Source organism: Bradyrhizobium sp. 26S5 (assembly GCF_036923295.1).
Classification (GTDB): domain Bacteria; phylum Pseudomonadota; class Alphaproteobacteria; order Rhizobiales; family Xanthobacteraceae; genus Bradyrhizobium; species Bradyrhizobium septentrionale.
In genome coordinates this window covers 5,311,766-5,332,449 of the sequence record NZ_CP145948.1, presented here as the reverse complement: position 1 = coordinate 5,332,449, position 20,684 = coordinate 5,311,766, and the positions used below count along the sequence as shown (strand labels likewise).

18 protein-coding genes are annotated in these 20,684 nt (G+C 62.7%); 14 read left to right on the top strand and 4 right to left on the bottom strand.

What is annotated here, in order from left to right; translation table 11 throughout:
• Position 1 precedes the first annotated feature (1 nt).
• The 13 genes from V5279_RS24810 (at position 2) to V5279_RS24750 (ending at position 14,764) form a co-directional block, all read left to right on the top strand.
• Positions 2 to 1,516 (top strand): NADH-quinone oxidoreductase subunit M, encoded by a 1,515-nt coding sequence (locus V5279_RS24810; protein ID WP_166296017.1) that lies wholly within the window; start codon positions 2 to 4, stop codon positions 1,514 to 1,516.
• Positions 1,517 to 1,527: 11 nt separating this feature from the next.
• Positions 1,528 to 2,964 (top strand): NADH-quinone oxidoreductase subunit NuoN, encoded by a 1,437-nt coding sequence (gene nuoN, locus V5279_RS24805; RefSeq protein ID WP_029080768.1) that lies wholly within the window; start codon positions 1,528 to 1,530, stop codon positions 2,962 to 2,964.
• A gap of 61 nt (positions 2,965 to 3,025) precedes the next feature.
• Complete coding sequence (locus tag V5279_RS24800) at positions 3,026 to 3,832, top strand: biotin--[acetyl-CoA-carboxylase] ligase (RefSeq protein ID WP_338701377.1); 807 nt, start codon at positions 3,026 to 3,028, stop codon at positions 3,830 to 3,832.
• On the top strand, positions 3,832 to 5,502 hold the full coding sequence (locus V5279_RS24795) for a ribonuclease J (protein WP_338688817.1): 1,671 nt from the start codon (positions 3,832 to 3,834) through the stop codon (positions 5,500 to 5,502). The genes V5279_RS24800 and V5279_RS24795 overlap by 1 nt, the downstream gene beginning before the upstream one ends.
• Before the next feature lie 46 nt (positions 5,503 to 5,548).
• On the top strand, positions 5,549 to 5,953 hold the full coding sequence (gene mce, locus V5279_RS24790; protein ID WP_016841811.1) for a methylmalonyl-CoA epimerase: 405 nt from the start codon (positions 5,549 to 5,551) through the stop codon (positions 5,951 to 5,953).
• 6 nt (positions 5,954 to 5,959) lie between these two features.
• On the top strand, positions 5,960 to 6,235 hold the full coding sequence (locus V5279_RS24785; RefSeq protein ID WP_029080772.1) for a DUF1467 family protein: 276 nt from the start codon (positions 5,960 to 5,962) through the stop codon (positions 6,233 to 6,235).
• Positions 6,236 to 6,318: 83 nt separating this feature from the next.
• Positions 6,319 to 6,666 carry a hypothetical protein gene (locus V5279_RS24780; protein WP_029080773.1) on the top strand — a complete coding sequence of 116 codons (348 nt, stop codon included), beginning with the start codon at positions 6,319 to 6,321 and terminating at the stop codon, positions 6,664 to 6,666.
• Between the two features lie 100 nt (positions 6,667 to 6,766).
• A complete protein-coding gene (mtnK, locus tag V5279_RS24775; RefSeq protein WP_338688797.1) occupies positions 6,767 to 8,074 on the top strand; it encodes an S-methyl-5-thioribose kinase in 1,308 nt (435 codons plus the stop codon).
• Positions 8,075 to 8,201: 127 nt separating this feature from the next.
• Positions 8,202 to 8,336 carry a hypothetical protein gene (locus V5279_RS24770; RefSeq protein ID WP_256375165.1) on the top strand — a complete coding sequence of 45 codons (135 nt, stop codon included), beginning with the start codon at positions 8,202 to 8,204 and terminating at the stop codon, positions 8,334 to 8,336.
• 533 nt (positions 8,337 to 8,869) lie between these two features.
• The gene (locus tag V5279_RS24765) at positions 8,870 to 11,410 is read left to right on the top strand and encodes an arylsulfatase (protein WP_338688794.1); all 2,541 of its coding nucleotides are present in this window, start codon (positions 8,870 to 8,872) and stop codon (positions 11,408 to 11,410) included.
• A gap of 129 nt (positions 11,411 to 11,539) precedes the next feature.
• Positions 11,540 to 11,878 carry a DUF3302 domain-containing protein gene (locus tag V5279_RS24760; RefSeq protein WP_165123826.1) on the top strand — a complete coding sequence of 113 codons (339 nt, stop codon included), beginning with the start codon at positions 11,540 to 11,542 and terminating at the stop codon, positions 11,876 to 11,878.
• Between the two features lie 5 nt (positions 11,879 to 11,883).
• The gene (locus tag V5279_RS24755) at positions 11,884 to 13,056 is read left to right on the top strand and encodes an HlyD family secretion protein (protein ID WP_338701376.1); all 1,173 of its coding nucleotides are present in this window, start codon (positions 11,884 to 11,886) and stop codon (positions 13,054 to 13,056) included.
• A gap of 58 nt (positions 13,057 to 13,114) precedes the next feature.
• Complete coding sequence (locus V5279_RS24750) at positions 13,115 to 14,764, top strand: efflux transporter outer membrane subunit (RefSeq protein ID WP_338688789.1); 1,650 nt, start codon at positions 13,115 to 13,117, stop codon at positions 14,762 to 14,764.
• An 824-nt stretch (positions 14,765 to 15,588) separates the two neighbouring features.
• Here V5279_RS24750 and V5279_RS24745 read toward each other — a convergent pair.
• The 4 genes from V5279_RS24745 to V5279_RS24730 all read right to left on the bottom strand — a co-directional run bounded on the left by V5279_RS24745 (position 15,589) and on the right by V5279_RS24730 (position 19,799).
• Complete coding sequence (locus tag V5279_RS24745) at positions 15,589 to 16,623, bottom strand: ABC transporter permease (RefSeq protein ID WP_338701375.1); 1,035 nt, start codon at positions 16,621 to 16,623, stop codon at positions 15,589 to 15,591.
• Between the two features lie 102 nt (positions 16,624 to 16,725).
• A complete protein-coding gene (locus tag V5279_RS24740) occupies positions 16,726 to 18,228 on the bottom strand; it encodes a sugar ABC transporter ATP-binding protein (protein ID WP_338688787.1) in 1,503 nt (500 codons plus the stop codon).
• Positions 18,229 to 18,237: 9 nt separating this feature from the next.
• Complete coding sequence (locus V5279_RS24735) at positions 18,238 to 19,284, bottom strand: sugar ABC transporter substrate-binding protein (protein ID WP_414645835.1); 1,047 nt, start codon at positions 19,282 to 19,284, stop codon at positions 18,238 to 18,240.
• A gap of 89 nt (positions 19,285 to 19,373) precedes the next feature.
• Positions 19,374 to 19,799: a globin gene (locus V5279_RS24730; protein WP_338688785.1), complete on the bottom strand. Its 426-nt coding sequence runs from the start codon at positions 19,797 to 19,799 to the stop codon at positions 19,374 to 19,376.
• A gap of 209 nt (positions 19,800 to 20,008) precedes the next feature.
• Between V5279_RS24730 and V5279_RS24725 the strand changes: the two genes are divergently transcribed.
• Positions 20,009 to 20,629, top strand: coding sequence for a DUF2946 domain-containing protein (locus V5279_RS24725; protein ID WP_338688783.1), 621 nt, complete (start codon positions 20,009 to 20,011; stop codon positions 20,627 to 20,629).
• The last annotated feature ends 55 nt before the right edge of the window (positions 20,630 to 20,684 follow it).

Here is a 20,684-nt window from a genome sequence, read left to right as displayed (position 1 = left end):
AATGACAACCTGGCCCATCCTTTCCGTCACGACCTTCCTGCCGGCGGTCGGCGCGATCCTGGTCTATCTCTTGGCACGCGGCGGCGACGAGACCGCGGGCCGCACGGCGCGCTGGATCGCGCTGTGGACCACGCTGATCACCTTCGCGGTGTCGCTGATTTTGGTAGCGCGCTTCGATCCGGCGCAGACCGACTTCCAGTTCGTCGAGAAGGCGTCCTGGCTCGCCACCGGCATCACCTATCACATGGGTGTCGACGGCATCTCGCTGCCGCTGATCATCCTGACCACCGCGATCATGCCGCTCTGCATCATCGCGAGCTGGAAGTCGGTGACGCAGCGCGTCGGCGAATACATGATGGCGTTCCTGATCCTGGAAACGCTGATGGTCGGCACCTTCTCGGCGCTCGACCTCGTGCTGTTCTATTTGTTCTTCGAGGGCGGCCTGATCCCGATGTTCCTGATCATCGGCGTCTGGGGCGGCCCGCGCCGGGTCTACGCCTCGTTCAAGTTCTTCCTCTACACCTTCCTCGGCTCGGTGCTGATGCTGCTCGCCATCATGGCGCTGTACTGGAACGCCGGCACCACCGACATCCCGACCCTGATGCACACCGCGGTGCCGCGGTCGCTGCAGACCTGGGCGTGGCTGGCATTCTTCGCCTCGTTCGCGGTGAAGATGCCGATGTGGCCGGTGCACACCTGGCTGCCTGACGCGCATGTCGAGGCGCCGACGGCAGGCTCGGTGATCCTGGCCGCGATCCTCCTGAAGATGGGCGGCTACGGCTTCCTGCGCTTCTCGCTGCCGATGTTCCCGCTGGCCTCGCACGACTTCGCGCCGTTCGTGTTCACGCTGTCGGTCATCGCCATCATCTACACTTCGCTGGTGGCGATGATGCAGGAGGACATGAAGAAGCTGATCGCGTACTCCTCGGTCGCGCATATGGGCTTCGTCACCATGGGCATCTTCGCGGTGACGACGCAGGGCGTCGCCGGCGGCATGTTCCAGATGATCTCGCACGGCATCGTCTCCGGCGCGCTGTTCCTCTGCGTCGGCATCGTCTACGACCGCATGCACACCCGCGAGATCGCGGCCTATGGCGGCCTCGTGAACCGGATGCCGCTCTATGCGATGACCTTCATGGTCTTCACCATGGCCAATGTCGGTCTGCCCGGCACCTCGGGCTTCGTCGGCGAGTTCATGACGCTGCTCGGCACCTTCAAGATCTCGCTGCCGACCGCGTTCTTCGCCACCACCGGCGTGATCCTGTCGGCTTGCTATGCGCTCTGGCTCTACCGCAAGGTGGTGTTCGGCGCGCTGGTCAAGCCGTCGCTGATGTCGATCAAGGATCTGACCTTCCGCGAATGCGTGACGCTGTTCCCGCTGATCGCGCTGACCATCCTGTTCGGCGTCTACCCGAAGCCTGTGCTCGACATGTCGGCCGCCTCGGTGCAGCAGCTCGTCAACAATTACAACACCGCCGTGACTGCCGTGAAGGCAGCCGCGCTGGTTACGCAGTAAGGCCTTAGCCCATGAGCTTTTCCAGTGCAGGTTATCAGTTGCAGCCGGTGCTGCCCGAGCTGGTGCTCGCGGTCGGCGCCATGGTGCTGTTGATGATCGGAGCCTATCGCGGGCAGGGGACGACGCGGCTCATCACGGCGCTTGCGGTGTGTCTGTTGGTCTTGACCGGCGTGCTGGAGCTCTGGCTGCCGGCCGGCAAGCTCGTGACCTTCGGCGGCAGCTTCATCGTCGACGACTTCGCCCGCTTCCTGAAGATCCTCGCTTTGATCGCTTCCGCAGCGACGCTGATCCTGTCGACCGAGTACCTGTCTCAGCCGTCGAGCCGCAACTTCGAGTTCTCGATCCTGGTGCTGCTGTCGACGCTCGGCATGATGGTGCTGATCTCGGCCGGCGACCTGATCTCGCTCTATCTCGGCCTCGAGCTGATGAGCCTTGCGCTCTACGTCGTCGCCGCCAGCCAGCGCGACAATGCCAAGTCGAGCGAGGCCGGCCTGAAGTATTTCGTGCTCGGCGCGCTGTCGTCCGGCATGCTGCTCTATGGCGCCTCGCTGATCTACGGCTTCACCGGGACCGTCAGCTTCGCCGGCATCGCGGCGGCTGCGACGACGGGGAGCATCGGCATCGTGTTCGGCCTGGTGTTCCTGCTCGCCGGCCTCTGCTTCAAGGTCTCGGCGGTGCCGTTCCACATGTGGACGCCCGACGTCTATGAGGGCGCGCCGACCCCGGTGACCGCCTTCTTCGCCTCCGCCCCGAAGGTCGCAGCACTCGCCGTGTTCACCCGGGCGACGCTGACCGCGTTCCCCGGCATCGTGACCCAGTGGCAGCAGATCCTGGTGTTCGTGGCGATCGCCTCGATGGCGCTGGGTTCGTTTGCGGCGATCGGACAGAGCAACATCAAGCGGCTGATGGCCTATTCCTCGATCGGCCATATGGGCTTTGCGCTGGTCGGCCTCGCCTCCGGCACGGTCGAGGGGGCGCAGGGCGTGCTGATCTACATCGCGATCTATGTCGCGATGACGCTCGGCACCTTCTCGATCATCCTCGCCATGAAGCGGAACGGCCAGGCGCTGGAGCAGATCAGCGATTTTGCTGGCCTGTCCCGCACCAACCCGCTGATCGCCTTCGTCTTCGCGATGCTGCTGTTCTCGCTGGCCGGCGTTCCGCCGCTCGCCGGCTTCTTCGGCAAATGGTACGTGTTCGTCGCTGCCATCAAGGCCAACCTGTTCACGCTCGCGGTGATCGGCGTGCTGACCAGCGTGGTGGGCGCCTTCTACTATCTGTCGATCGTCAAGGTGATGTATTTCGACCAGCCGCTCGGCAAGCTCGACCCGGTCCGCGTCGAGCTGCGCACCGTGCTGGCGGTCGCAGGCATCTTCAACATTTTCTTCTTCGCCTATCCGGGCCCGCTGGTGAGTGTGGCAACGGCGGCGGCGAAGTCGTTGTTCTAGCGCGCATGGTTCCGAAAACAGGATGCTGGCTTTCGGAACCAATCATGCGCATAACTCCGACATGACATTCACGCTCGGACCCCGGGCCATTGCGGAGGGCTACCGGCTCGCCGCCTTCGACCAGATCGGCTCGACCAATGCCGAGGCGATGCTGCGCGCCCGTGACGGCGAGCGCGGGCCGATGTGGTTCGTGACGCCGGAGCAGACTGCAGGCCGCGGCCGGCGCCAGCGGGTCTGGGTCGCGCCGCGCGGCAATCTTGCCAGCAGCATCCTCGAGGTAACCGACGTTCAGCCGGCAGTCGCCGCCACCCTCGGCTTCGCCGCCGGCCTGTCGCTCGAAGCCGCGTTGCAGAAGGTCAGCATCGAGGCGGCGCTGCGGCTCGGGCCGGACAGCCCGAAATACACCCTGAAATGGCCGAACGACGTGCTTGCCAACGGCAAGAAGCTGTCGGGCATCCTGCTGGAGGCCGAAGCGGTCGGCAGCAGGCTGGCCGTCGTCGTCGGCATCGGCACCAATGTCGTCGCCGCGCCCGAGGGGACGCCGACGCCTGCGGTATCGCTTGCCGCGCTCGGCATCCAGATCGGTGCGGAAGAGCTGTTTGCCGCATTGTCGGACGCCTGGGTCGAGTTTCGCGGCATCTGGGAGGACGGCCGCGGCTTCCCGGAAATCCGCAGGCTGTGGCTGGAGCGTGCCGCCGGCCTTGGCGAGAGGGTTGCGGTCCAGACCGGCACCGCGACGGTCGAGGGCATCTTCGACACCATCGACGAGACCGGCTGCCTGATCGTCCGTACTGCTGATGGAGAGCGCATGCAAGTGAGCGCCGGCGAGGTCTATTTCGGCACTGCGGCCTCGGTGAGGGCTAACTGATGGCGCGCCCGGACGAACTCACCTTTGCTCCGCTCGGCGGCGTCGGCGAGATCGGCATGAACCTGTCGGTCTATGGCCTCGGCAACCGCCACCAGCGCTCATTCCTCGCGGTCGATCTCGGCGTCTCCTTTGGCGACGAGGAGCATCTGCCGGGCATCGACCTGATCATGCCGGATGTCCGCTTCCTCGAGAAGGAGCGCAACAATCTGATGGGGCTCGTGCTGACGCACGCCCATGAGGACCATTTCGGCGCGATCATCGATCTCTGGCCAAAGCTCGGCTGCAAGATCTACGCGACGCAGTTCAGTGCCGCGCTGTTCGAAGCCAAATGCGCCGCCGAGCGCAATCCGCCGAAGATCCCGATCACCGTGATCCCGTCGGGCGGCAAGGTCGATATCGGCCCGTTCAATGTCGAGTTCATCCCGGTCGCGCATTCGATTCCGGAATCGCACGCGCTGGCGATCAGGACAGATGTCGGCACCGTGCTGCACACCGGCGACTGGAAGATCGATCCGACCCCGGTGATCGGCCTGCCGACCGATGAGCGGCGGCTGCGCGAGCTCGGCGACGAAGGCGTGCTGGCGCTGGTCGGCGATTCCACCAACGCGGTGCGCGACGGGCGTTCGCCGTCGGAGACCGAGGTTGCCGCCACGATCAAGAAGCTGGTCAAGGCGGCCAAGGGCCGGGTCGCCGTCACCACCTTCGCCTCCAATGTCGCTCGCGTCCGGGCGGTGGTGGACGCCGCAATCGCCGCCGATCGCGAGGTCGTGGTGGTCGGCCGCGCGATGGAGCGTGTGGTGCAGGTGGCGCGCGAATGCGGCTATCTCGACGGCTCGCACAAGTTCCGCAGCACCGACGTCTACGGCCATTTCCCGGCCGACAAGGTGCTGGCGCTGTGCACCGGCAGCCAGGGCGAGCCGCGCGCGGCGCTGGCACGGATCGCCAATGACGACCATCCGCAGGTGACCCTGAACAAAGGCGACACCGTGATCTTCTCCTCCCGCACCATTCCCGGCAACGAGAAGGCGGTCGGCGGCATCATCAACGGGCTGGTGACGCAGGGCGTCGAGGTCATCACCGACCGCGAGCACCTGGTGCATGTCTCCGGCCATCCGCGCCGCGACGAGCTGCGCGACATGATCTCCTGGGTGCGGCCGCAGCTTTTGATCCCCGTGCATGGCGAGGCGCTGCATCTCGCCGAGCACGCCAAGCTGGCGCGCGCCGCCGGCGTGCCCAAGGTCCTGACCTGCCGCAACGGCGACCTGGTCAAGCTCGGGCCCGGCGACCCCGGCATCATCGGCGAAGTGCCGGCCGGGCGGCTCTACAAGGATGGAACCATCCTGGAGGATTCCAAGTCGCGTGCCGTGGTGGAACGGCGGCGGATGGGTTTTGCCGGCTGCGCCTTTGTCGCCATCGCCATGACCGCGCAGGGCGAGCTCGTCAACGATCCCGAGGTTGATCTCGTCGGCATGCCGGAGAACAATGCCGCGGGCGAGCTGCTCGACGACATCGTGTTCGATGTGGTGGTATCGACGATCGAGGGGCTGCCGAAGCCGCGGCGGCGCGATCCGGACGCGCTCGGGGAATCGGTGCGCCGCGCGGTGCGGGCCGCGCTGAACGAGCAGTGGGGCAAGAAGCCGATCTGCATCGTGCACGTTCTGACGGTTTGACGCGCAGCATCCTTTCGAGGCGCGCGTAACGACAAGGGAGAGGATCATGCTGGGCCGGCTCAATCATGTCGCGATCGCGGTCAAGGACGCCAAACAGGCCGCGAAGATCTACGGCACCGCCTTCAATGCCGAGATTTCCGATGCGGTGCCGCTGCCGGAGCATGGCGTCATCACCGTGTTCGTGACGCTGCCCAACACCAAGATCGAGTTCATCGAGCCGCTCGGCGAGGCCTCGCCGATCGCAAAATTCGTCGAGCGCAACGCCGACGGCGGCATTCACCATGTTTGCTACGACGTGCCCGACATCATCGCGGCCCGCGATCGGATGATCGCTGAGGGCGCGCGGGTGCTGGGCGACGGCCAGCCGAAGATCGGCGCGCATGGCAAGCCGGTGCTGTTCTTCCACCCCAAGGACTTTTCCGGCGCCTTGGTCGAGATCGAACAGGCTTGAGGCCAAATGGCGTACCAGATCTCCACCGGGCTTGCGATCTACTTCGTCCTTTGGTGGCTCGTGCTGTTCCTGACGCTGCCGTTCGGCGTGCGCAGCCAGCATGAGGACGGCGTCGGCGCGCCCGGCACCGATCCCGGCGCGCCGATCATGGCGCGGATGGGCCGCAAGCTGTTGTGGACCACGGTGATCTCGGCCGTGATCTTCGCGATCGCGATGTGGGCCTATTACGCCGGCTATCTCTCGATCGAGCGGCTGTCGAAACTGATGGGGATGCCGTTTTAGAAGCTAGAGCATGATCCGGAAAGGTGCCCAGCGGTTTTCTGAAAAGATCATGCTCAAATCAAAGAGCCAGTTAGGGGAGGCGAATGAATTTCCAGCGGATCGCGATCGTACTTTTCGTGTTGCTCGCCGCCGGCCTCGCCGGATCGTTCTATCTCAACTGGAAGACGTTGAAACGGCTGCAGACGGTGCAGGCATTCGTCGAAAGCTCGGTATTCGCGGACGCGGTGGCGGCCTGCGAGAGGACCCAGAGCACGACGCCGTTCAAGTGGAACGGCGGACAGTCCACCGCAGTGATCGGACTGCATTCGGTCAAGGTCGAGAAAAGCGCCGTCAGCGCGAGTTACACGCTGGTCGCCGACAGCGTCTATTGCGACTATGATCCGATCAGGAAGAAGGCCGACATCGGCTCGAGCTTCCTGGAACGGGAGTGAGGATCAACCTCGCCCCGAAGCATGATCCGGAAAAGTGCGCAGCGGTTTTCCGAAAAGATCATGCTCAAACAAAAAAGCCAGTGTGGGAGGAGGCGACCAGATGAACCTGCAGGCGCAATCAGGCTCCTCCGGAGCCAGCCAGTATCGAATCCTGCGGGAAGCTGATCTCCGGGACTATCTGGCTGGGGTTCCTGCCATCGTCACGCAACTTGGCGGCGCGTCGGCCGAATGGTCGATCAGCGAGGTCGGCGACGGCAATCTCAACCTCGTCTTCATCGTCAAGGGCAGGAGCGGCGGCAGCGCCGTCAAGCAGGCGCTGCCCTATGTGCGGCTGGTCGGCGAGAGCTGGCCGCTGCCGCTCTCGCGCGCGCACTACGAACACATGGCGCTGGTGCATCAGGCGCGGCTGGCGTCGGAGCTTGTGCCGGCCGTGCTGCATCACGATGCAGAGCTTGCGCTCACCGCGATGGAGCTGCTCGAGCCGCACATCATCATGCGCAAGGGCCTGATTGGAGCCACGCGCTATCCGCGCTTTGTCGATGATATCTCGACCTTCCTGGCGCAGACGCTGTTCTTCTCGTCCGATCTGGCGTTGTCGGCCGCGGCGAAGAAGCAGGGGATCGCCGATTTCGCCGGCAACCATGCGCTCTGCAAGATCACCGAGGATCTGATCTTCACCGATCCCTACCGGATCGCCGAGCAGAACCGCTGGACCGCGCCTTATCTCGACGCGACCGCCGCGGCGTTCCGCGAGGATCTCGACCTGCATGTCGCGATCTCCAGGCTCAAGCTGAAATTCATGGCGAGCCCGGAGGCGCTGCTGCACGGCGACCTGCACACCGGCTCGATCATGGTCACCGAGAGCGAGACCAAGGTGATCGACCCCGAGTTCGCCTTCTACGGCCCGATGGGGTTCGACATCGGCGCCGTCATCGGTAACCTCCTGATGGCCTATCTGGCCTCCGCAGGGCACGAGCGCACACAAGGCGAGCGCGCCTCGTTCGAAGCGTGGCTGCTGGAAACCATCGAGGGCGTCTGGACCGGGTTCTCCCGAAAATTTCTCGCGCTGTGGGGCAGCGAGGCTGATGGCGACGGCTATCCGTTGTCGCTGTTTACGGGCGAGGCGGGCGCCGCGCGGCTGGAGGCCGAGCGGCAGGCCTACATGGCGCGGCTGTTCCGGGACACGGTCGGCTTCGCGGCGGCCAAGACCATCCGGCGAATCCTCGGCCTCGCGCACAACATCGATTTCGAGTGGATCGCGGACGAGAAGCAGCGCGCGATCTGCGAGGCACGGGCCCTCAAGCTCGCACGCGGCATGATGCTGGAGGCCGGGTCCTACACGACGATCGGCGCAGTCACTTGCGCAGCACGCGAACTGCGCCACTGGCAGCCCGCTTTTGCCAGATGATCAGGGAGTACCGATCGTCGTGTACGGTAAGTTGCACTCGCTTCCATTCGGGATCGGCAAGGAGGTTCGGCGAGCCATAAGCCGCCGCGGCACGAACTAACTTTCGGCCGGACGCACGAAACAGAGAATGCCGGCCTCAGGCGTGAAGCAGACCACGGCGCGGTTCGTCGGGTTATCGGTTCTGTCGATGATCCTGTTCGGTGGGACCCGCAGCCAGAATGGAGCCGACATCTTCCAGCGATCATCGATCAATACCTCGTAGCCGTCTCGGTCCTGTCGGAACTCTACCGTTCGGCAATCCGCAATCGAGCAGCACGACGCACCGGTGCCTGGTTGCTTCAGGCTCTCAAACCATGGGGCAAGCGCGGGATTTGGGCTATCGGGCGGTGCTGCTACCGCGGCCTGACTGAGAGCAAGTCCGACTGCAACGGCGATTTTGCTGCCGATCCTCCCAGTCATCTCGCGATGTGCAGTAGACGCTGACAAAAGAGTAACCCTCCACCGTTCACCAGAGGTTAGCGCCGACTCGGCCGGACTTCTTCGGAAATTTTAATGTAATTGCTACGGCGCATGAGTTCGGAAGTGGCCATGTGCGGACCTTCGGCCCGGTCGCCTCGACGTCTGTCTTCAGGGTACGAACGACGCGGGCGGGGAGGGGCACAACTTCCGCTCATGACCCGAATCCGACGTTTCGGACCCGTGGGCGGTAGGTTGATCTAGATCAACTTAAGCGTTGCGGCTTTGTGTCTCGGATAGGCGTCCATGGGTTCTGTCGTCTCCAAGAGGGAGCTTTCAATGACCGGTACTCGTCACGATGACGATAGTTCAAAGCCGGAAGGCCGCTTACAAAACCGCCGCAACTTGCTGCTTTGCGGCACCACCCTCACCGCCGCTTATTTGCTGTGCGCGCTGGGGACAACCAGCCTCGCGCAGCAAACCACCGGCGCGCCGGGTTCGCCGAGCGCCACGACAACCATCGATGGCAAGCAGCTTCCGCCGGAGCCACCGAAGTTCGGCGGCGTGATCAAGGAAGATGCCACGGCCTCCAAGCCATACTGGCCACCGTCCGTCGTGCCGCCCAAGGGTGCGCCGAACGTCCTGTTGATCATGACTGACGACCAGGGTTATGGCGTGTCCGGCACCTTCGGTGGGGTGATCCCGACGCCGAACATGGATCGCGTCGCCAAGGCGGGTCTGCGTTATACGCAGTTTCATTCGACCGCGCTCTGCTCGCCGACGCGGGCGGCGCTCATCACTGGCCGCAACCACCATTCGGTCGGCTACGGTGTCATCGGTGAAATGTCCACCGGCTATCCGGGCTACGATTCCGTAATCGGCCCCGAGAGCGCCACGATCGGAACTATTCTTCGCGACAACGGATATGCCACGTCGTGGTTTGGCAAGAACCACAACACTCCCACCTATCTTTACAGCGCGGCGGGGCCATTCGACCAATGGCCGGTCGGCATGGGCTTCCAATACTTCTACGGCTTCATGGGCGGCGAGACCGACCAGTGGACGCCGTATCTTTATAAGAACACGACCCAGATTTTTCCGTGGATCGGCAAGACCGGCTACAACCTCATAACCGACATGGCGGATGATGCCATCAACTACATGAACGGACTGAACGCGGCCGCACCCGACAAGCCGTTCTTCCTCTACTACGTGCCCGGCGGCACGCATTCGCCGCATCAGCCGAAGAAGGAATGGATCGACAAGTTCAAGGGCAAGTTCGACATGGGCTGGGAGAAGTTGCGCGAGCAGATCTTCGCCAACCAGAAGCGCCTCGGGGTGATCCCGGCGAACACCCAGCTCACCGCTTGGCCGGATACCCTGCCGAAGTGGGACTCGCTCTCGTTCATCCAAAAGAAATTATACGCGCGCGAAGCCGAGGTGTTTGCCGGCTATGCGACGTATACCGACCACGAAATCGGCCGCGTCATCCAGGCGGTCGAGGACATGGGCAAACTCGACAACACGCTGATCATCTACATCAGCGGCGACAACGGCACGAGCGCCGAAGGCACGCTTGAGGGCACGCCGAACCAGATGACCGCCTACAACGGCATTTTGAAGCTGCCCGAAGCCGAGCTGATGCTGCATTACGAGAATTGGGGCTCCGACAAGACTTACCCGCATATGTCGGTGGCGTGGTCGTGGGCCTTCGATACCCCGTTCAAATGGACCAAGCAGGTGGCATCGCACTTCGGCGGGACCCGGCAAGGCATGGTCATCTCATGGCCCGGCCACATCACGGACGCTGGTGGCATCCGCACCCAATTCCATCACATGATCGATATCGTGCCGACGATCCTCGAAGCCGCGGGCATCCAGGCTCCCGCCACGGTCAATGGCATCACGCAAAAGCCCATCGAGGGCGTGAGCATGGCCTATACGTTCGACAAGGCCAACGCCAACGCACCCTCGAAGCGCGACACGCAGTATTTCGAAATGTTCGCGAACCGTGGAATCTACCACGATGGTTGGTACGCTTGCACAACGCCCCCCGAGCCGCCTTGGCTCTTGGGAACGGCCAAGCTGCCTGAGATTAACGACTACAAATGGGAACTCTACAACATCGCTGACGACTACTCGCAAAACAACGACCTCGCAGCCAAGAATCCCGACAAGCTCAAGGAGTTGCAAGCGTTGTTCCTGTCGGAGGCGGCGAAATACCAGGTCTTTCCGCTGGACAACTCGGTGCTGCCCCGCATTGTGACACCGCGCCCGAGCGCGACTGCAGGGCGAACGGTTTTCACCTATTCTGGTGAGATTGCTGGAATCCCCGACAGTAGCGCTCCGAGCATCCTCAATAAGAATTACACCATCACCGCTGAGGTTACTGTTCCTCAAGGCGGCGCGGAGGGAATGATCGCCACTCTTGGCGGTCGCTTTGGCGGATACGCCCTCTACTTGCTCAAAGGCAAACCAGTCTTCGTCTATAACCTGCTCGATCTAGAACGGTACCGCTGGGAAGGCGGCATTGGTGGTCGCGACTTGTTTAGCGATGCCCTCAAACCCGGCAAGCACACGATAGTATTCGACTTCAAGTACAACGGACCCGGCCCGGGCAAGGGTGGCACCGGTGTACTGACGGCCGATGGCAAGCTGGTGGCCGCAAAGACGATCCCGCACACGATTCCGTTTCTTATGGCCATCGACGAAACGTTTGACATCGGGAGCGACACCCGCACGACGGTGGACGACAGTTACAAACTTCCTTTCCGCTTCACCGGCAAGATCGACAAGCTCACTTACAAACTTGGTCCCGTACAGATGTCAAGTGATGAACAAAAGCTGATGCGGCACGCGCTTGAAAAAGCGAGAGACTGAGCGCGATAAGTCGTGGCGATTCGTGTCGGACCCAACGCCACGACTTATTCTTCTTCGCTAAGAAATCGTTCCGGCCCGCTTCGAAAGCCCTGCGCGAAATATCATCGCGCATAGAAGGGAGTGTCGGCAGTGGATTCTTCATTCGGCGCTTTGGATGCGTTCGCGTTTGTCGTGTTTGCTGTTCTGATTTTTGCTGGCGTCATCATTGTCGTCAATCTGGGCAAACTTCCGGGTCAACTCGCGCGCAAATGGAATCATCCGCAGGCCAGCGCAATCAATGCCATGAGCTGGGTCGGGATCGCGACAGGCGGCTTGCTATGGCCGGTTGCGTTCATATGGGCGTTCACTACGCCGTTCGGAGTTAAATCAGCAAAAAGCGATTTTCAGCCCCACGGCGTAGCACCCGACACGGGTGACGGTGCGACCGCATCGCGTCAGCTCTCAGGGGACAAGGAGATGCGACCGTGATCGCAATGCTGACCATCGTCTACGTTGCGATCGTTCTCGTGCTGTTCAAGGTCCTGCGCATCAAGCCCACGGCCTATATCATCGCGGCCTTGATCGTCGCGGGCGTATTCATGATCGGTGGCGTCGTGGTGGTCTGGACGCAGTCGGCACCGATTACGGACAAGATGGTGACCAGCCAGTACGTGGTGCAGCTCGTTCCTTATGTCAAAGGACAGGTGAAGGCGATCCACGCCGAGGCAAATCAACGGGTGAAGAAAGGTGACTTGCTGCTGGAAATTGACCCGGCGCCGTACCAGTACACGGTGAACCAGGTCGAGGCGCAGTTGGCCGCGTCGAAGGCGAACGTAATGCAGGCCGAAGCCGCGCTGACGACCGCAAAAACAGCGATACCGAATGCACAGGCCATTCTTGCGAAAGCGAAGGCCGCCGACGAACTAGCCAAGACCCAGGAACAAATCGCCCTCAACATCCAGCGTGTGGACAAAGCTGCCATTAGCCAGCTTAACGTAGCCAAGGCTGCGCAAGAACGCCAGGAAGCGGACGCCGCTGTTCAGCAGGCTGAAGCGGGTCTCGCTCAAGCGCAAGCCTCGGCTCAACAGGCCGCCGCGGCCTTGCAGACGGCCCAGAGCAATGTTCCTGCCATCGAAGCTCAATTGGACGACGCGCGCTTTAACCTCGCACAGTGCAAGATGACGGCGCCGGCTGATGGATACGTCACGAATTGGCAGGTGCAGATCGGCACCATGCTTGTGCCGATGCCGCTTGCTGCGGCGGGAACATTCGTCAACGTGTCCGATACCGCCGTCGCCGCTGTGTTTCCCCAGAATTGGCTCTCGAATGTGGAGCCGGGCGATGATGTGGAAATGGTGCTTAACCCATATCCCGGCCGCCTGTTCTTTGGAAAAGTGGACTATGTGATCCCGGCAACCGGGGGAGGGCAATTCACAACCAGCGGCACAATCCCGAACGCGGCCCGGATCGGATCTGACGGGCTTTATGCAGTACGGATCAATTTCGCCGACGATGCCGTAGCCCGCAAGCTGTCCATCGGGTCAGGTGGATCGGCGGCGATTTACACGCAGAAGGGCAAGGCCACGCACGTTATTTCGAAGGTCACGATCCGGATGAAGAAATGGTTGTTGTACGTGATGCCCTCTGTGGAAAAGCCGCCATCGTAGCGTGCGGCGCGACAATGAAGGGATACAGTCAGGTCCACGTGCGTGGGGAGCGAAAGCCTTGGAGACGCAGTATCAGGCACCGTTTGGGCGACAGCGTAACGTCGGCGCTATTCTTGGCTGGTCAAGTCATTGGCTGCTTGTGGCTGCGCTTCTCCTGCCAACCGTGGCATGTACGATTGGGCCGGATTTTGCAGCGCCTGTCGCTCCGCTTGCCGAAAAATTTCGTGGCGCAGACAATCGCTCGGTTAAGTCCGGCCCGCGTGAGTACGAACATTGGTGGGAAGGCTTTCGTGATCCAACCCTCAACAAGCTGATCCAGATTGCGTACAACCAAAATCTAACGTTGGAGAGCGCAGGGACTCGGGTGCTGCAAGCACGTGCGGTGCTGGGAATAGCCATCGGCATAAGCTATCCGCAGGTGCAGCAAGGCGTGGGTTCGGTAATTTACAATCGGACCAGCGCGGCGACGCCGCTGGCAGGGCCAAACGCGACGCCTTCATATTTCTGGACCGATGCTCTTGCTGCGCAGGTAGCCTGGGAGCTCGACTTCTGGGGCAAGTTCCGCCGCGGAGTTGAATCTGCCGATGGCGTGTACCTTGCGTCGATCGCGACTTATGACGGCGTTCTGGTGTCCCTTTTGGCCGATGTTACCGCAACATATATCGGTATTCGCACCACAGAGCAGCTGATCGGAATTGCACGGGCCAATGTCCGCAGGCAGGAACAGGCCCTTAGTATCGCAAAGGCAAAGTTCACGGGCGGCGGGACGTCGGAGCTTGATGTTTTCCAGGCGACGAACGTCCTCGAACAGACTCGTGCGGCAATACCCCAGTTGACGATACAATTGCAGCAGGGACAAAACGCGCTCTGCGTCCTGCTCGGCGTTCCGCCTCAGTCGCTCGGCATGTTGCTTTCACGATCAGTCGGCAGGGTACCGTCGCCGCCCGCCTCCGTCGTTGTTGGCATACCTGCGGATCTGCTGCGCCGGAGACCGGACGTCCGCGCCGCCGAACTCGCCGCGCTGGCGCAGAGTGCGCAGATTGGCATCGCCACGACGCAACTCTATCCGGCAATCAGCATTACGGGCACGTTCGGCGGCTCGGCCAGCACCGCCAATGGCCATAACCTTGGTCAAGTCGTCAGTTGGAAGGGCGTGGCGTATGCTGCGGGCCCGTCGTTTCAATGGAATCTCCTCAACTACGGGCAAATCACCAACAACATTCGTTTGCAGGATGCCAAGCTCCAGCAATTGCTGATCGACTATCAGAACACCGTGTTGAGTGCCCAGCAGGAGGTGGACAACGGTCTTGCAACATATCTGCAATCCCGGAACCAGGCCGCGTATCTCCGCCGCAGCGTTGAGGCGGCAAATGGTGCCCTCAGGATTGCACTTGAGCAGTATGAGCAGGGCGCGACGTCATTTACCACCGTACTGACCGCTGAACAGAATCTCCTTCAAGCGCAGAACAGCCTGGCCGGCGCCTCGGCCAACGTTCCGCTCGGCCTCACTGCGGTGTTTCGGGCGCTCGGGGGTGGATGGCAGATACGTGAGGGGGGCAACTTCGTGAGCCCGGCAACGGTTGATCAGATGCGTGCGCGAACGGACTGGGGTAATTTGCTTACGCCTCCGAACGGGCCGCAACCGCCGACTCTGGGCCTGCCGGGTCCTGGGGACATCGGGCCGACGATACGGCCTCCGGAGTGGTAATTGTTCAGAGGCGAAAGCATTGCATCTTTGGAGGTCGCTGATGGCCGCTTGTGGCCCCATCGCGTCGTTTCGGTGCTATGCAACAATCCGCCGGCTTTAGAGGGGACAGCGGACTCGGGCGAGCCGTCGGCACCGCACGTTTTTATGGCGTCCGGGCCCTGGTACGCCGAAGGTGCCCATGCCACTGAGTTGCCCGACGGCGCAAGCCCCCGCAGCAAAAATATTTCGCTTTATCAGAAGCGCAACTCAGTGCTATGAATCCAGCCGTCTCACCCGATCGAGGGGCGCTTCGCGATCGTCACGGGTGTGCGGTGAGATGCGGTGGACGCTTGGTGCGCAACTGACGAGTGCGCATGAAGCGGACGGCGAAGTCGTGTGGTCCTGACGCCCTAGCGGCAGGTGTCCTCTCGCAAGATGCGAACGCGTGTTGCGAAGGCGGTGACAAGCAAGCCCAGTCTCGCCGGGGAGAGCACGAAGTAAGCCGTAACCCATCGCGCAGGGAAAGCCGGAGTGTTTCCGGTTACACCTGTGGTCCTACCCCCGAGCTTTCTACCTTTTGCTCGGGGCCCATGGGTGCGATCGGCACCCGGCTTTCCCTGCGCCCTCTGTCTTAAGAGAGGGCGGAACGAGATGCAAAGCTCGGGCAAGTGATGTCGCGAGAACGCGAAGCTGCGTCCCTATCTACAACTGTCATCGCCCGGCTCGACCGGGCGATCCAGTACGCCGCGGCCTCTCGGCTCACACACCGGCGTCTCTGGAATACTGGATCACCCGCATGCGCGGGTGATGACATCGAACAAGCTGTCTGACAGTTGAATCAGAACTCACTCCGCCGTCCGTTCGCGCAGCCGCTGCGCGTAGACGTTGATGATCAGCGCGGCGAGCAGGATCAGGCCGCGGATCAGGATCTTCAGGAAGCTGTCGATATTGACATGGTCGAGGCCGTTGTTGAGCACGCCGAGCACGAACAGGCCGACGATGGTGTTGCCGATGCCGCCGCGGCCGCCGAACAGGCTGGTGCCGCCGACCACCACGGCCGCGATCGAATCCAAGAGATAGGTGTCGAACTCGTTCTGCTGCGCGCTGCCGAAATGCGCGACGCCGAGCATGCCGCCGATCCCCGAGCACACCGCCGAGATCACCATCACGCTGCCGAGGATGAGCTTGACGTTGAGGCCGGCAAATTCCGCGGCCTCGCGGTTGCCGCCGACCATGTAGACGTAGCGGCCGAAGCGGGTGTAGGTCAGCACCAGATGGCCGCCGAGCAGCATCACCGCGGCGACGATCACGATCCAGGGGATGCCGCCGATCGAGCCCGAGCCGAGCGTCGTGATCAGGCCCGGCACCTTGTAGGCGATCTGGCCGCGTACCAGCAGCGCGGAGACGCCGGCCGCGATCTGCATCATGGCCAGCGTCATGATGAAGGAGGGGATGCCGATGACCGTCAGCCCCAGCGCGTTGACGAGGCCGAGCAGCGCGCAGAGCGCCAGCGCCAGCAGGATCGCGGCGAAGCCGGGCATCGGGACGTTGGCGATGTTGACGTAGGATTCCTGCAGCGTGAAGTACGCCACCGCAATGCCGGTGACATTGGCGATGCTGGCGATCGACAGATCGATCTCGGCGCACAGGATCACGAAGGTGAGGCCGACGGCGATGATGCCGGTGACCGACACCTGGGTGAGGATGTTGCCGAGATTGTCGACGGTTGCGAACGACGGGCTCGCGATCGCGAAGAAGGCGCTGAGGAAGATCAGCGTCAGGAACGGCGCGATGTTGCGCATCTGCGAGCGCAGGAACGGCGCCAGCCCGCGCGGCCGTTTGTGATCGGCCGGGCTCGTCGCGCTGTCACTGCTTGCCATCATGCCTCTCCATCAAGCGCGATGACTTGGTCATCGCGCTTTCTCCAGTTACTTGAGCATGGTCTGATCGGAAAACCGCTTCGCACTTTTCCGGACCATGCTCTAAGCCGCTTCCAGCAGGCGGTCCTTGCTGACCGCCTCGTCGGCGAATTCGCGCACCACCGCGCCGCGCTTCAGCACCAGGATCCGGTCGGCCAGCGACAGCACCGTCTCCGGCTCGGTCGACAGCACGATAATCGCCAGCCCCTTGGCGCGGAGATCGCGCACGATGTTGATCACGTCGTTCTTGGCGCCGACATCCATGCCGCGGGTCGGCTCGCACAGCACCAGCAAACGCGGCGGATAGGTCAGCCATTTCGCCAGCGCCACCTTCTGCTGGTTGCCGCCCGAGAGCATGCCGAGATCGAGGCCGACCACCGGCGGCCTGATCTGCAACTGCTCGACCTGGCGCTGCGCGATCGCGCGCTCCCGCACCGGCTTGAGCAGCAGCGCGGAGATCCGCTCGAGGACGCTGATCGAGATGTTCTTGTAGACCGGCTCCTGGTGGAACAGCATGGCGCGCCGGCTCTCCGGCACCAGCGCGACGCCGGCGCGCCGCGCCGCCGCGGTGCTGCGGAAGGTTCTGGTCGAGCCATCAACCACGAGCGTGCCGCCGTCCGGCCTCAGCTTGCCGAACAGGATACGCGACAGCTCCAATTGTCCGCAGCCCATGAAGCCGTAGATGCCGAGCACCTCGCCGGAGCGGGCCTCGAACGAGACGTCATTCAGGCTGCGACCGAGCGAGAGCTGATCGACCTTCAGCACCACCGCGCCGCCATTCGCTTGTGGGAGCATCAGGTCGTCGGTGTAGCTGTGCTCCAGCGCCTCGCCGCCGCGGCCGATCATGGCCTCGATCAGGGCGCCCTTGGTGGTGTCGGCAGACGCGGTCTCGGCGATCTTGCGCCCGTTGCGGAACACGGTCACGACGTCGGAGACGCGCAGGATGTCCTCGATGAAATGCGAGATGAAGACGATGCTGGTGCCTTCGTCGCGGAGCCTATGCAGCGTCGTGAACAGGCGTTCGACCTCGGGCGGGGAGAGGGCGGAGGTCGGCTCGTCGAGGATGATGATGCGCGCCCCGGAAAACAGCACGCGGGCGATCTCGATCAGCTGCTGCAGGCCGATCGGCAGGTCGCCGAGCCGCGTCATCGGGTCGACGTCGATGCCAAACCGCGACAGCTGCTCGCCGGCCTCGCGCGCCATCCGCCGCCATTGCACAACGCCGAAGCGGTTGGTTGGCTGGTTGCCGAGGAAGACATTCTCGGCAACCGTGAGATCGGGCGCGACGCTGAGCTCCTGATGCACCATGCCGATGCCGGCGGCGTGCGCGTCGCGGGTCGAGCGGAAGCGGGTCTCCTTGCCGTCCAGCATGAAGCGGCCGGAGAACTCCGGATGCACGCCGGCGATGATCTTCATCAGCGTGCTCTTGCCGGCGCCGTTCTCGCCGACGAGACCATGGATCTCGCCGGCGTGAAGCGCGAAGTCGACCCCACGAAGGGCTTCGACACCGCCGAAGGCCTTCGTGATCTGGTTCAACTCGAGGATCGGGGCGCGTCCCTGCGACATGAGGGCCGCTCAGATCAGGAAGTGATCCTCCATCCACTGCATGCCGGCGGCGTTGGCCTTGGTCACGACGGGGCCGTCGGTCACGACATTCTTCGGAATGCCCTGGCCGCTCTTCTCGCCGCCGACCACGGCCGCGACACCCGCGACGATCGCGCCGCCATGGATGCGGCAGGACGGATTGCGGACGGTGGCGAACATGCGGCCTTCGCTGACCGCCTGGATCGCCGGCGGCATGGCGTCGACGCCGCCGATCAGGATGTTGGTGCGGTTGCGCGCCTTCATGATGTTGTAGGCGGCGAGCGCCATGTCGTCATTGTGGAAGAACGCCGCGTCGATCTGCGGATATTTTGTCAGATAGGTTTCCCAGAGCCGGGCGGTCTTGGAGACGTCCCAGTCGGCGGGCTGGGTATCCAGCACCTCGATGTTCGGGAACTGCTTGATGACGGTGTTGAAGCCCTTGGCGCGGCCCTGCGCGCCGGTGTGGCCGAGCGCGCCCTGGGTCATGATGACCTTGCCCTTGCCGCCGATCGCGTTGCACAGCGCCTGCGTCACCGAGGCGCCCATGAACTCGTTGTCGGGCGCGAGGAACGAGTGGACGTTGATCTGGTCGAGCGGCGCAATCAGCGTGTCCATGTCGATCACGGGGGTGCCGGCGTCGATCATCTTCTGCACCGGCTGGGTCAGCGTACCGATGCCGAACGCCTGGATCGCGACGAAATCCCATTTCTGCGAAGCCATGTTGTCGATCGCGGCGCGCTGCTTGACGGCGTCGAGCTGACCGTCGAACCAGGTCACCTCGACGTTGAACAGCTTGCCCCAGAACTCGGCGGCCTGCTTGCCCTGCGCGCACCACGTCGCCTGCAGTCCGGCGTTGGAGAATGCGGCCTTCAGCGGCTTTTCCGAGCGGCCCATTTCGGCTGCGAGCGCGGACGTCACGCCCATTCCGCCGAACAATCCCGCCGCAGCTCCACCGGTCGCCGCCAATTGCAGAAGGTCGCGCCGCGTCGTCGACGCCTTGTCCATCCCCTTGTCGATGCCCTTGTCGATTCCTGGCATTGTTTGCTCCCTCTTCGTTTTTTCTCTCCGTCGGCGTCAGTTGCACGCGCCGCGGATAAAGGGAGTGTGTCACAATCGGAACGGTGACGCTACGCCCTGTCGTCCACGAGATGTTTCTGCTGCAGCACGATGGCCTCGATGTCGCGGAGCAACTTGTGCCACGCAGCATCGATCTCATCAGACCATTGCTCGCCGAGAATTTCGCGCAAGCAGTCCGCAATCACGGCGAAGAAGGCGACGAACAGTTCGCGCGGTGTTCCGTAGGCGTCGTGCGAGAACACTTCCGATTCGATCAGGCGAAAATGCCCGCTGCGCTCGCCGGCGAAATCGATGATGGCTTGTATCGTCAGCGACAGCATCGAGCCCTTCACCGGCTCGCTGCCTTCGGTGCGAAACATCGCCTGCGCTTCGGGATGTTCGCGAAACAGGCGTCGATACACGGACGGCGTCAGATCATCGCAAACCGCTGCTGCGAGTTCAAAGCTGTGTTCGATTGGATTCGATGATGGAGTCATAGCGCCTTGCGATCATCACATAAAAAAAGAGCAGGGCTCCAAGCCCTGCTCCAAAAATTGTGTCGACCCTATTTGCCCCAAGAATTCGATTTGATCTTGATTAATGGGGTGACGCTGCTTGTGCGCGTCGGGCTCCTCCCGAGACTTGGACCACCAGGACACACCTCGCGGCTGGCCTGAGGCCGAATTGGTAGACCATCTTTCCAGGCTTGTCATCATTTTCGGCAACGATTGTTCAAATTTCGAGCAATTTGCGAAATGATTGGGATGGTGCTACCGCCGGTTGCGAAAGCGGTCCAAAAACACGTGGCTGGGTAAGGGGATACGTCCGCTTGCGAAGCAGCCGTGACGCAAGTGTCACGCTCCGCTATTTCCGCGAGCTGGAAGAAACGGGTGGCAGTCGCGATCTCGACTTTCGGCACCTGTGGTGGTTAGTTCCGTCCCGGATGGGTTTTGCGATGCGCCGGCGGCTGAAGAATTTTCTGCCCATAGTCCTGGTTGCCCTCTTGGTGCAGATTTTTGCACCGATCGGGGCCTGCTGGGCGGCGAGCCTTGCCGCGTCCGATCCGCTCGCGGCCGCCACCATCTGCCACGGCAATGCCGGCTCAGGCACCGGGCAGGGCGACCAGACCGGTCATCGGGCCCATGACGGCTGTTGCTCTGTATGCAGCGTGCTGCAGACCGGTGCGCCGGTTGATAACCCGCAAGTTGCGGCCCAGGCCGTCGAACGCCTGCCGCGCCGGATCGTATGGCTCGATTTCGCCAGCGAACGCGATCGTTCGCCGGCCGGTCTCTCGGCGCAAGCCCGCGCGCCGCCGCTGTTTTCCTGACGACGTTCTCGCTGCCGGTGCGCGTCCCGCGCCGGCGAGTGCCCTTGAACAAGCC